The 13,887-nt window shown below is 41.4% G+C and carries 8 protein-coding genes and 1 pseudogene; 1 reads left to right on the forward strand and 8 read right to left on the reverse strand.

What is annotated here, in order from left to right; translation table 11 throughout:
• From K8F54_RS03080 to K8F54_RS03115, 7 genes are all read right to left on the reverse strand, one after another.
• The coding region (locus K8F54_RS03080) for a thiamine pyrophosphate-dependent enzyme (protein ID WP_290786869.1) at positions 1 to 1,563 on the reverse strand (1,563 nt) is incomplete at its 3' end.
• A gap of 333 nt (positions 1,564 to 1,896) precedes the next feature.
• Positions 1,897 to 4,683 carry a metalloprotease gene (locus K8F54_RS03090; protein WP_290786849.1) on the reverse strand — a complete coding sequence of 929 codons (2,787 nt, stop codon included), beginning with the start codon at positions 4,681 to 4,683 and terminating at the stop codon, positions 1,897 to 1,899.
• 62 nt (positions 4,684 to 4,745) lie between these two features.
• Entirely contained in the window at positions 4,746 to 5,435 is a 690-nt protein-coding gene (locus K8F54_RS03095; protein WP_290786852.1) for a TIGR00730 family Rossman fold protein, read from the reverse strand.
• Between the two features lie 92 nt (positions 5,436 to 5,527).
• Positions 5,528 to 8,359, reverse strand: a complete 2,832-nt coding sequence (gene uvrA / locus K8F54_RS03100; RefSeq protein ID WP_290786855.1) for an excinuclease ABC subunit UvrA — start codon at positions 8,357 to 8,359, stop codon at positions 5,528 to 5,530.
• Between the two features lie 99 nt (positions 8,360 to 8,458).
• Positions 8,459 to 9,472 (reverse strand): hypothetical protein, encoded by a 1,014-nt coding sequence (locus tag K8F54_RS03105; RefSeq protein WP_290786857.1) that lies wholly within the window; start codon positions 9,470 to 9,472, stop codon positions 8,459 to 8,461.
• A gap of 291 nt (positions 9,473 to 9,763) precedes the next feature.
• Entirely contained in the window at positions 9,764 to 11,467 is a 1,704-nt protein-coding gene (gene ggt, locus K8F54_RS03110) for a gamma-glutamyltransferase (protein ID WP_290786860.1), read from the reverse strand.
• Positions 11,464 to 12,048, reverse strand: coding sequence for an acyl carrier protein phosphodiesterase (locus tag K8F54_RS03115; protein ID WP_290786863.1), 585 nt, complete (start codon positions 12,046 to 12,048; stop codon positions 11,464 to 11,466). Before K8F54_RS03115 ends, ggt begins: the two co-directional genes overlap by 4 nt.
• 72 nt (positions 12,049 to 12,120) lie before the next feature.
• On the opposite strand from K8F54_RS03115, the gene glmM reads away from it, so the two are divergent.
• Positions 12,121 to 13,509, forward strand: coding sequence for a phosphoglucosamine mutase (glmM, locus tag K8F54_RS03120; RefSeq protein WP_290786866.1), 1,389 nt, complete (start codon positions 12,121 to 12,123; stop codon positions 13,507 to 13,509).
• Here the strand turns inward: glmM and K8F54_RS03125 are convergent.
• Positions 13,510 to 13,887 (reverse strand): annotated as a pseudogene (locus tag K8F54_RS03125) (lipid A biosynthesis acyltransferase); the annotation flags it as partial. It lies immediately after the preceding gene.

Raw genomic sequence — 13,887 nt, forward strand, 5'->3', positions numbered from 1 at the left:
ATCGCTCACTCTGAATTCACCGTATTTCTCTTGCATCCCTTCGAGGCCTTGGTTCACGTCTCCAATTTTTCCGGCATCTTCACCAAAAATGACTACTTCCGGGTGTTTTTCAAAGAGGGCGTCAAAATTATCGCGTAGCACAAGACGGGCATCTACTTCTTCGGCAGTTTCGTCGTAGGTGGGTTTTACTTCTGAAATAGTTTTTGCATTTACCTTTGCTTCAGAATACAGATCGGAGCTGTATTTCGGCTGAATAATTTCAAAATAGTTCGTAATCCAATCCAGGAGCTGTCTTTTCTCTGTAATGTCTTCACCCACCACATACCGCAAAGCCTTTCGTGTGGCAGCAGCTATATGTTGTCGTAACGGTTCCTTTTCCGAAGCAAGGTCATTCTTTATTTTTTCAATAAAATTCTTATTCGAAGAGCTTTCTGCCAGATTTCCTAAAAGGGTAACAGCTTCGGCCTGTTCTTGTCGTTGCGGTGCTAAGAATGCTTCCCAGGCTGCCTTTTTTCCTTCACGAACTTCTTTCTTGATAGCAGTTTCAATATCGGAGAGCTCTATATCGGTAGCAATATTGTTAGCTACCATCCACTCCCGCATCTTTAAATTACAATCGAACTCGCGCTCCCACTGGAGTCGCTCTTCACTTTTATAGCGTTCGTGTGACCCACTGGTAGAGTGTCCCTGGGGTTGTGTAAGCTCCATCACGTGAATTAAAACAGGAACGTGCTCTTCCCGGGCAATGGCACCTGCTTTTTGATAGGTTTCGATCAACGCCCCGTAGTCCCAACCGTTAACACGCATGATTTCATAACCATTTTCTGTTTCGGTACGTTGAAACCCTTTTAATATTTCAGAAATATTCTCTTTGGTAGTTTGGTGTTTTGCATGAACTGAAATTCCGTAGGCATCATCCCAGACACTTATAACCATAGGTACTTGCAATACTCCTGCGGCATTAATGGTTTCCCAAAACAGCCCTTCACTGGTACTTGCATTTCCAATGGTTCCCCAGGCCACTTCATTTCCGTTGATCGAAAAATGAGTTTTATCTTGGATTCCCTTTTGGTTTCGGAAAATTTTTGAAGCCTGAGCAAGACCTAGCAAACGAGGCATTTGCCCTGCCGTAGGTGAGATGTCTGCACTACTATTTTGTTGTAAGGTTAGATTTTTCCAGCTGCCATCCTCATTTAGGCTATGCGTTGCAAAGTGACCACCCATTTGTCGACCTGCACTCATGGGGTCTGCTTTAATATCGGTATGGGCATATAAACCTGCGAAAAACTCTTGCACACTTAACTTCCCTATCGCCATCATTAAGGTTTGGTCACGGTAGTACCCACTTCGCCAATCTCCATTCTTAAAGGCTTTTGCCCAGGCCAGCTGTGGCACTTCCTTTCCGTCCCCAAAAATTCCAAATTTTGCTTTTCCAGTTAGTACCTCACGACGTCCCAAAACACTACACTCTCGACTTGTTACAGCAATTTTATAGTCGTTAAGGACTTCTGCTTTAAAGTCTTCAAAAGAAAGTTCGCTATTGGTCTGAGGGTTTGTTTGCATCTTCATTAAAATTAGGGATTACAAAAGTAACGAAAATGAAGAAATTTTCAGGCCTTAGTTTTTAGATTTCAGGAATAATCTTATAATCAGTAATCTGAGAATTAATACGAAAGGAAATCCATGCAATAATATATCAAACCAATCTGCCGCTTGCATACCCTCTGCACCTCCGGCTAACCATTTCAATTTTCCCCACAAATGGGGCTCCGGAAAAAATGGGGCTAGACCTAAGGTTAGGCATAGCAAAATAAGTATTCGCCAATCGTTTAAAAGCTTCATGATTGTATTATTTTAATTTTCTATTAAGGTGCTTTTCCTTTCAGCCTTCTCCCATCAATACCATTCACGGGTAAATAGCCCAAGTAAGGTTTTTAGATCTAAGGTAACTATAAAGCGTACTTTTTCATCGTAATGTGGTAGGTTGGGTTCGAAACCTAAATTTGAATAAATAGGGAAATAGAGTTCAAAATAATCTGCTACCAAACTGGCTCTGACACCTGCATCGTATACAAAGGTGGTTCCCTGTGCTTTATTGTGCACCAATCCCATATCTCCATAGACATAGATCCAATTCCAAATATTGGTACTGGCATTCAATGTAGTGATCCAACTGTTGGCAAATGGCGGATCCAATTTTGACTTAAAGCCTCCTTCAGCAATAATGATTTGCTGACTGAATAGGCCCCTGCTTTCGCTTCTTCCGTAATAATTATAATCCAGTAAATAATCGGTGGGTCTGTCCAATGCAAAGCTAAAGAAATCCTCGTCTTCGCGGGTATCGTTAAAAATAAAGGCTCCTGCAAATAAGCGAAGGTTTAGTTGTCTGTTATTCAGAAAGAGTTTTCGGTATTCAAAGGTGGCAGAAACTTTACTGAATTTATCCGAGATCTGATAATCTGCTGTGCCCCGGAAGAAATTGACCAGATTTCGGTTAGAGTATACATACTGGGCGTTAAATACGCTATAATTAGGGGTTTCGTTGGTTCCATTGGGGTTTTCATCCCTGTAGATATTCACACTGCGCAGATTGATAAACTGTTTTTCGTTATCGCGTAGGTCCTTATTCCGGAAGGCAAATGTCATAAAAGGCGTCAGTCTTCGGTAAAAAAGATCTGTATCGTATGAGAAATAGCTTCCCGCCACACCATAACGCATGGCATAGAGGGAGTTATCCTTATAATTTTGAGTATAGATCAGGGAGCCACTTCCTAACAAGGTCTTTGAACGAAAACCGTATTGGGGTGAAATATTATAATGAAATGCCTTCGCCAAGACTGTTTTGTTATACAATTTGGGTCCCAAGGTAAAGCCGTCATACAGGTTATACTCGAATATAGGCATAAAGAACAATTGGTTGTATTTGGGATCGCTTACATCTTGAAACAACCTGAATTGTATTGGTCTATTTAATAAGCCGGTTACGTTCTTGTAGTTGTTCCGCTGATTGTACTCCGGAATACTCGCTTCGTAGTTTAGGACCAACTTTTTTACATCTTTTGATGCCACGGTAACTGTGGCCGTAGAATCGATAGGGGGTAACCACTGCTTAAAAATGATTTGATCCTTATTAATTCCGTATAGGGATACCGGCATCGTATGATCGCGGAGATTTTTTACGGTAACTACCAAGGAATCTCCCTTTTTTTCTACTTTGTTAATTTTGAAATCGATCGTCGATTCAGAATTGACATAATCGTCAAAGAACCAATTGACGGGAGCTTCGGTATTTTGAGAAAGTACTGTTTCAAAATCGGAAGATCGAACCCGCTGTAATTTTTTTTCAGCATACAATTGCTTGATACTCTTCGCCAAGGTTTCTTTTCCAAGATAATCGGCCAGATATTCAAAACCATCCCCTGCGTAATAATCGTTCGCAATATTCTTATTGAACTTTACCAAAGAATCTTTAGGGGTGCTTAAGGACTGATTTAAATTGCTACGAGCCATATTCAGGTAGAGCAATGGATACTGGTCGTTAAACTCCAACTTGGACGCATGAGACCATTTGATAATCCAAAAATCACTTATGCTGCCTAATAGTTTCATTTTGGGATAGTAGGTGTCTACATATTCCATCATGAGGTAAATTTGCAAAGCCCCGGTTAACCAATAATCGTCTCTGGGCTGCAAGGGTAGTGTATTTTCAATATAATTTCGAGTGATGGTTTTTAGTTGTTCCATATCATACTCGAAACCATCCGGAAACGGATTGATAAAATCGGGCAGTTGATTGAGGCCGTACACCGGGCTATTGCGATAGTCCGAGTCACTAATCACCATTTTTTTAAAGGGATAGGGGCCAAGTCGGTTGTCTAAAAAATGAGTAATTCTATCGATCACCAATGCGCGGATAAGATGGTTGACCTTCTTTTCCTGAAGATTTGTGATAACTTCTACTTTGTCGGTCTCAACACTTTCAAAAGAAGGAATTCGCTCTAAATGGACGATGGCGCGAGTCCGATCGAGACCAGACAATTGGGTGATCTTTTCATTTTCTGAATTCCTTTCAGAAATCCAATCAAAATCTGAAACAACGTGATATTGTTTTGGCGTTCGCAGCGTTAGCGAAAAATTAGAAGGCAGTAAATATAGATCATCGGTATTCTTGTTACTATAAGCATGCCACGTCCCATCATATACCGCCGGAGAGATATACCAGTAGCGGAGTTTGAAATCCATTGTTTTTGAAACGCCATATCTCGTAAAACGATCATTGGGTACTTTAACTGTATATAGCAAGTTTATCGTAAAGCTATCACCGGGTAGTAGGGGGGTGTCCAAACTCAATTTGATAATATCCACCTCATCACCACGCTGCCAAGTAATAGGTACTAATTGGGCATTTGTAATACTGAATATTGTTGTTTTCCCACGATCTTTATCCTTTTCGAAGTGAAATGAGCTATCGTAATTTTCGGCGAATCGTTTGGCTAAGGGTGTGGTTTTACTGGAAAAACTATTCGCCCAATCGTTGAGATAGATTTCGCGTAGCGTATCTTTCGAAGTATTACTGTAAACAATCTGCTGGGTTATATTAAGCTCCTTGGTAGCGGGTTTTAAAAGCGCATCAATAGTGATGGTATGCTGTGCACGAAGGGATATCGTAAACAGACATATCACACAAAAAAGGATTCTAAAAAGGTTGCGGGAGTTTAACATACAAATAACAGATGCAATTTTCGCTAAAAGTTGGGACTTAAATTGACTTTTTCGTAGAAATCATTCAATATTTGCAACACCTCGTCTTCGGTATCCACAATATGCACTAAATCCAGATCTTCCGGGCTGATATTTCGACTTTCCTCTAAAAGTGTTTGTTTGACCCATTCCATAAGACCCGACCAAAAATGTGTGCCTACAAGTATAAGCGGGAATTTATCGATCTTATGAGTTTGAATTAGTGTAAATGCTTCGAAAAACTCATCCAAGGTGCCAAACCCTCCCGGCATGACCACAAAGCCTTGTGAGTATTTTACAAACATGACCTTTCGGACAAAGAAATAATCGAAATCGATACTCTTATCACTATCGATATATGGGTTGTCATGTTGTTCAAAAGGCAACGTAATATTGAGTCCTACCGAAGTTCCTCCGGCCAAATATGCCCCTTTATTTCCGGCTTCCATAATTCCGGGACCACCTCCTGTAATAACACCATAACCATTCTCGGTAATCTTTTTGGCGATCCTTTCGGCGAGTTGGTAATATTTGTTATCGGGTTTGGTTCGTGCCGATCCAAAGATAGATACACAGGGACCAATCCGACTCATTTTTTCATATCCGTTCACAAATTCCCCCATGATCTTAAAAATAGCCCATGAGTCATTTGACTTTACTTCATTCCAGTTTTTGGGTATGTTTTCGTTTCTCATTTATAATTTAGCTTTCTTCATTTAACGATATATTGTCTATTTCTACAACAGGGAAATGAATTATTACCCTAAAGAAATAGGTTCCTGTAGGGCTAAAGTAATTCTTTTTTAAGGAAACCTGCCGTATAGCTTTTTTTATCCTTTATCAATTCTTCGGGAGTGCCTTTGGCCATGATCTGTCCGCCCTTTTTTCCACCCTCTGGACCAATGTCAATAATATAATCCACGGTCTTTATAACATCCAGATTGTGTTCAATAATAAGCACTGTATTTCCTTTGTCCACAAGCTTATTCAGCACAATCAACAGTACTCTAATGTCTTCAAAATGAAGCCCGGTTGTGGGTTCGTCTAATATATAAAACGTATTTCCGGTATCTCTTTTAGATAACTCTGTTGCCAATTTTATACGCTGTGCCTCACCGCCCGAAAGGGTTGTCGATTGCTGTCCTAACGTAATATAGCCCAAGCCTACATCCTTAATCGTCTTCAGTTTTCTATAAATCTTCGGAATTTGATCAAAAAAATCACAGGCTTCGTTGATGGTCATTTCCAGTACGTCATAAATGGATTTACCCTTAAATCTAATTTCAAGTGTCTCCCGGTTAAAACGTTTTCCTTGACAGGTTTCACACACTACGTAGACATCGGGGAGGAAATTCATTTCTATAACTCGTAAACCACCTCCTTTACAGGTCTCGCAACGCCCTCCGGCCACATTAAAACTGAAGCGCCCCGGTTTGTAACCACGTATCATGGCTTCAGGTACTTTGGAAAATAGATTTCTTATTTCTGAAAACACCCCGGTATAGGTAGCAGGGTTCGAACGGGGCGTACGCCCAATGGGAGATTGATTGATATCAATCACCTTATCAATGTGTTTTAGGCCATCAATCTTTTTATACGGCATGGGCTTTTTTACCCCGTTGAAGAAATGCGCATTGAGTATGGGATATAAGGTTTCGTTGATAAGCGTAGATTTCCCGCTTCCTGAAACACCCGTGACACCTATCATTTTACCCAATGGAATAGAAATAGACACATCCTTTAAATTGTTTCCGGTAGCACCACTTAGGGTTAAGGTTTTGCCATTGCCTTTTCTTCTCTTCTTCGGAATTTCTATTTCCTTGGTGCCATTTAAATAATCGGCTGTAAGTGTATGCTGTTTTTTTATTTCTGAAGGCGATCCCACCGAAACAATTTCCCCGCCATGCCTTCCGGCTGCAGGGCCTATGTCTATTATGTAATCGGCATGCTCGATCATTTCCTTGTCGTGTTCTACTACAATCACAGAATTTCCGATGTTTTTCAATTGAATTAAGGATTGTATCAATTTTGCATTGTCGCGCTGATGCAGTCCAATACTGGGTTCATCGAGAATATATAACACACCAACCAATTGAGAACCAATCTGAGTTGCGAGTCGGATACGCTGGGCCTCACCACCCGACAAGGACTTTGAGCTTCGATCCAAAGCCAAATAGGTAAGCCCTACATTCACCAAGAATTGAAGCCGTGAACGTACTTCTTTGATGATCTCGGCAGCGATGATGCCTTGTGTTTCGGACAGGTGATTTTCGAGATCGGTGAACCACTCCAGCAATTCCACCACATCCATATGGGCTAACTCGGCTATATTTTTACCGTTCACTTTAAAATAGAGTGATTCTTTTCGCAAACGGGAGCCTTCGCATTCGGGACAGGAGATTTTATTCATATACTCCTTGGCCCATCGGCGCAAGGATTTAGATTCGTTGGCGTCGAATGTATTTTGTAAAAAAGTGGCTACGCCTTCAAAATCAATTTTATAGCTTCGGGTAATACCCAGCGTTTTCGATTCGATATCAAACTTTTCATTTCCCCCATGAAAGATAACCTCCTTTGCCTCCTCGGGGATGCTTTCGAAGGGATCACTCAGTTTGAAGTTATAGCGTTCAGCAATTAATTCAAGTTGTTTAAACACCCAATTACTCTTTTGTGGTCCATGGGGTGCCAGCGCTCCTTGCTTTATGGACAAACCTTTGTTGGGCACGATCTTATTTAAATTGACCTTGTATAACTTACCCAACCCCTTGCAATTAGGGCACATGCCCTTGGGCGAATTGAACGAAAAATTATTGGGCTCCGGATTGGGATAGGAAATCCCGCTGCTGGGGCACATAAGCGACCGACTAAAATACCGCGTGGTGTTGGTATCGTGATCTAGCACCATAAGTATGTCGTCCCCGTGATACATGGCGGTTACTATGGTTTCTGAAAGGCGTTTATCGGTATCGTTTTCTTCGGAAATCTTTAAGCGATCAATAACAATTTCTATATCATGGGTCTTATAGCGATCTATTTTCATACCCTTAATTAGATCCTGAACTTCACCGTCAACGCGAACTTTTAAAAACCCCTGTTTGGCCACTTGTTCGAATAATTCGCGATAGTGCCCCTTACGGGAACGAACCACCGGCGCCAAAACACTTACCTTCCTCCCTGAAAACTCTTCGATAATCAATTTTTTGATTTGCTCATCGCTATAACTTACCATTTTTTCACCGGTGTTAAAGCTGTATGCATCACTGGCTCTCGCATAGAACAGGCGAAGAAAATCGTATATTTCGGTGATGGTACCCACCGTTGATCGCGGGCTCCTGCTCGTAGTCTTTTGTTCTATGGCGATTACCGGGGAAAGTCCGTCAATTTTATCTACATCGGGGCGTTCCAGATTTCCAAGAAATTGTCTGGCATAGGCCGAAAAAGTTTCAATATAACGCCGTTGCCCTTCCGCATAGATCGTATCGAAGGCCAAAGAAGATTTACCACTACCCGAAAGCCCCGTTATCACTACCAATTGCTCTCTGGGAATACGTACATCTATGTTCTTTAAATTATGAACTCTTGCCCCAAGAACTTCAATAAAATCTTCGTTTTGCGCCATAGTTTGCAAAGGTACTCAATTGGAATGAAAATTTATAGCACCTAGTGTAGTGTTCTACTTAATTTTATCTCAGAAATTGGGGTGGATTCCTAGCTGTTTTTAGCTGCTAATTTCTCGCGACAGGAACTGATAAAAACTAATACTGATAAAGAAGATAACGCTAATAACAAAACTGTAACTAATTATTAGTGAAAGGATTGATAAGCTGAAAAGCATAAAGAGGAGTGGTACGAGTACCCCAAATAGGGTCAGCAGTAAAAAGACCACATACAAATACCGGATAAGAGCCGGTGTTTGTTTACCGGAACTATCCTGAAACTGATACAACTTTGGAAGCACTTCCTTGGTCATATACTCCCCAAGTTTAGACAAAAAGACTTCGTTAAAGGAAGAATCTTCAAAGGCTTCACTATCGATGGTATTGGCAAGTGCCATGATCTTATCCTGATGTCGTTCGAAGACGGCATTGAGGTCTAAGGCTTCTTTGAATACAGCGTATTTGTAACCGAAGTAATACCACAAACCAGATCCGCATTTATGCTCCAACCACTTTTCGACGATGTCTTTGCTGTACATTTTTGGAAATACAATGTCCTCTGGAACGCTTTTCTCCCGCGGACCTGTAAGCAACAGGGATTTCATTTCGAGGTACAAGTTTTCGGTATCGGCGTAATTGTGATTCTCTTGCAGGAATTCGATGGCGAGTTTCGATTTTCCCTTGTAGAATTCTTTCACTTCAAAAAAGGTAAGTCCGGCAAACTCATCGTCTATGTATTCTTTTAAGCCCGGTAGCCATATTTTCGATCGAAATAGCAAATCGACTATCGACCTAAAGGTGTGCATTTTTTGAGTTACTTTCCCCAAATTATCGATTACATTACTACGTGCTTTTTTTAAGTTCATCGCTGCGAAAGCCATGTAGACCATAAGGATAGCACTTAAAAATCCGCTAATACCAATAAAGATGGTGGTGAGGTTCGAGAGAATTTCGGCAAAGGTGGGCGTAGTGGAGACTTTCTGCCAAAGAAGAAAAATAAGTGCAATGCAAAGTAGCCCACTGAAGAGCAATGGGATGAGGGAAAACAAATCCTTAGTAAAAGATTTACTTCTCATAACGGCCAATCGGTATCATGACAGCAATAAAGGTAGTTCGACCAAATGGTAGCTAACAATTTCGAGGCAAAACAGAAGATTGATTCACCGGGATAACTTGGTCACTTTTTAAGAAGAAATATTCAGCCCCAACTATGCTTTACAACGTCAAGTTTCACACGATAATTCCTACAATTTATGGTTATTAACCTCAAATTTAGTCTTTTTAAATCCATTTTGTAGTAAAAACCCTACAATTCGATATAAGGGCGGACTTGTCCGATTAACTGCTTAAAATTCGAAATTTGGGAGTTAAAATCCGATTGCAGTATCGTCTCCTCGACGGTCTGCACCACCTTCTAATTTTCCATCCGGGCGTACTAAAATAGCATCAACTTTTCCGATAATGGGATCCACATCGGTATTTTCAGGATATCCCAATGCCTTAAGTTGTTGTTTTAATGCCTCGGGGAACATGCCCAGTTCATAGCGTATGGCATCGGGGAGCCATTGGTGGTGAAAACGCGGCGCATCCACCGCCTCTTGCATGTTCATATCAAATTCGTATACATTTAGAATTGTTTGAAAAACGGAAGTGATAATGGTAGCACCGCCTGGTGTACCGACCACCATCGACAATTTGCCGTCTCTTTCAATAATGGTTGGAGTCATCGAACTAAGCATTCGTTTTTGGGGAGCTATTGCATTTGCTTCCCCACCTACAAGGCCGTAAATATTGGGCTCTCCGGGCTTGGCACTAAAGTCGTCCATCTCATTGTTCAGAAAAAAACCGAGCTCTTTTGCGTATAATTTTGAACCATAACCTGAATTTAAAGTGGTGGTTACGGCGACAGCGTTTCCAAACTGATCAACGATCGAATAATGGGTCGTTTCGAAACTTTCGTATCCCGGTATCGCACCATGACTGATGGTCGATGAAGGCGTGGCGGCTTCAAAGGAAAAGTCGGCCATCCTATTTTTTATATAGTGATCACTTATTAACGAATCGATTGGATTCTCTACAAAATCTGGATCACCCATAAAGAAACTGCGATCGGCATAGGCGCGTCGCTCGGCCTCTGCCAGCAACTGTATGGCTTTCATACTATTGTGTCCATAAGATGCAAGCGGAAAAGGCTCCACCATTTTTAGGAGTTGCGCCAAACAAATCCCACCACTGGAAGGTGGCGACATAGAAATTACTTTGAGATTTTTATAATTAAAAACAATGGGCTCTCGCCATTCTGCCTCGTAGGCCTCCAGGTCTTCCAAGGTGATAATACCACCTTTTAATTTTATAAAATCCACCAATTTTTGTGCAGTTTCGCCCTGATAGAACTCGGCCCGGCCATTGTCCGAAATGCGCTGTAATGTTGCTCCAAGGGCTATATTTTTAATAGTATCTCCTTCTTTGTACACTTCAGTATACAACGAATTTTCTTCATTGATCTCTTTAAAATAAGGACCGGCAACAGCTAATTCTTCGGCCTGTAATTTGGTCACAACATAACCCTTGTACGCTAGTTCAATTACCGGTGCCAAAACCTCCTCCATAGGGAGAGATCCAAACTTTTGATGTGCTTCAAAAATTCCCGCAATTGTTCCGGGGATACCCACAGCAAGCCCCCCAATTTTACTTTTCCTGTTTTGGTAGACCCCTTTTTCATCCAAATACATATCTCTGGTCGCGGCTATTGGCGCCTTTTCTCTATAATCCAACGCACCAATTTCACCATATTGAGTACGGTAGACCATAAAGCCGCCCCCACCTAGGTTACCGGCAACAGGGTAGGTGAGTGCCAAGGCCATTTCGGTAGCCACCATGGCATCGAAGGCATTGCCTCCCTTTTTTAGAATCCCAACCCCAATTTTGGAAGCCTCCTCCCGGGCCGAGACCACCATTGCTTTTTCAGTGATCAGCCCTATTTTGGGTTGTACAATAGCTTCGGGTGCTTTTACGGCTTCCTTACAGGAAAAAAGCAGCAGTGCAAGACATAGGTAGCGAAGTAATTTCATAATTCGACTAATTTGTTTTTTGTATACTGAATTAATTCTTCAAAAAAGGCAGTGAACTCTGCTTCAAATTCGCTGTAATATTGCTCTAATTCGATGACGGCATAGTTCATTTTTGAAATATTTTTGGTCCGCAGGTTCATTTGAGAAAGTATTTTGCTAATTCCGGGAATGGTCGCGTAGCTCAGCAACCAATTATCGGCAATCATATAGGGCATCATACGTTGAATTCGTCCCGGGAGAATCTGAAAATTTTTCCGAAGCAATTCATAAAAAATTTCAACATATTCGTCCAAAGGTTGTGTGTGATATTGCTTCCAGTTTTTGGCCAAAAAGTGATCGTATAAGATATCCACTATCACACCGCTATAGTGGCCGTAATTCTTATGAAGCCTTGCCGTACTTTGCTTTACAATAGGGTGTTGGTCGGTATAGCTATCGATGGCGCGATGTAATAAGATTCCTTTTTGGATTTGGGGTGGATACTTTAAATAGCGTTTTCCTTTGATACCATCGGCGATAAAATTGCCAACAATGACAGCCTCATCCTCTCCTGAAAGGTATATATGTGCAAGAAAATTCATTCGGTACAATTTACAAAAACGCAACAAAGAATTGTGTTTTTAAAAAAGTATCTTTGCTGAAAAATTTACCGCATGACATTGATTAAATCCATTTCGGGAATTCGAGGTACTATTGGAGGGAAACAAGGGGAGAATTTAACACCTATTGATGCTGTAAAATATGCAGCGGCTTATGGAAGTTGGGTAAAACAACAACGCAATAAAGAAAATTATAGAGTAGTAGTTGGGCGCGATGCGCGAATTTCGGGTGAAATGGTGCAACAGTTGGTTATGAATACCTTGGTTGGATTGGGGATTCACGTTATCGATCTTGGATTATCAACAACGCCTACGGTCGAAATTGCGGTTGCCTTGGAACACGCAGATGGAGGCATCATACTAACGGCGAGTCACAATCCGAAACAATGGAATGCCCTAAAATTACTGAATAGTAAGGGTGAATTCTTAAACGCTGCTGCCGGACAACAAATACTTGATATTGCTGAAAATGCTGAAATCGATTTTGCCGAAGTCGATGCGTTGGGAAAAATCACGATCAACGACGCCTATATCGATATGCACATAGACGAGATACTGGAACTGGATTTGGTAAACGTAGCGGCGATTAAAAAGGCCAAGCTAAAGGTAGTTGTCGACGGGGTGAATTCGACAGGGGGAATTGCAGTTCCTTTGCTTTTAGAAGCGCTAGGCGTACATCCAATAAAATTATTTTGTGAACCCACAGGACATTTTCCACATAATCCGGAGCCGCTAAAAGAACATTTGATGGACCTTATGAAAAAAGTGGTAGCAGAACAAGCCGATTTTGGCATTGTGGTAGACCCCGATGTAGATCGGTTGGCGTTTGTAGATGAGAACGGTGAGATGTTTGGTGAAGAATATACCCTTGTTGCTGTTGCAGACTATGTTTTAAAGCATACCAAAGGAAATACAGTTTCCAATATGTCTTCTTCCAGGGCGCTGCGCGATGTGACCGAAAAACACGGAGGTACCTATACCGCAAGCGCCGTTGGGGAGGTGAACGTGGTCGAAAAGATGAAGGAAACCCAGGCGGTGATTGGCGGTGAGGGGAATGGAGGTATTATCTATCCCGAATTACACTACGGTCGCGACAGCTTGGTGGGTATTGCTTTGTTTTTGAGTCATTTGGCAGAGGTGAATACAACGGTTAGTGAGCTTCGGAAGCGATACACCTCGTATTTTATGAGCAAAAAGAAAATCGAATTGACGCCACAATTGGACGTGGATGCCATTCTGAAAGCCATGGCAACTCGTTATGCTTCCGAAGAAATAAACACGATTGACGGCGTAAAAATTGATTTTGCTGAAAATTGGGTACACCTTCGGAAATCGAATACGGAGCCTATTATTCGTATCTACACCGAAGCCAAATCTCAGAAGGAGGCAGATGCGTTAGCCGATCGATTTATTTCAGAAATTAAAGCAATCGCCAACGTGTAATTACGCCCTGTGTTTCCAGCGTTTGTGTGACCATAAATAGTATTGAGGAGCTTCGTGAATTTGTTTCTCTATTTCGGTTAAGAAGCTACGCGTAATTAGGAAATCTTCAAATTGAGAAGGATTTTCAGCAAGAGGAACGAAGGTGGCACTGTAATAACCGCGTTTTATTTTTGTCACTTTCAGATAGACGGTATTAAAATCCAACCTTTTTGCCAATTCTTCGGTACCCGTAAAGACCGGTACATCGATACCCATAAACGTATCCCGCTGTTTAAAAGCGTCCTTTTTTGGGGTTTGGTCTGCGACCATCAAGGTAATAGAATGTTCCCCATTTTTGGCACTTCGAAACAAGGAGGCGACAATTTTTTTATTGGTTAC

This window comes from Altibacter sp., from assembly GCF_019913785.1.
GTDB lineage: Bacteria > Bacteroidota > Bacteroidia > Flavobacteriales > Flavobacteriaceae > Altibacter.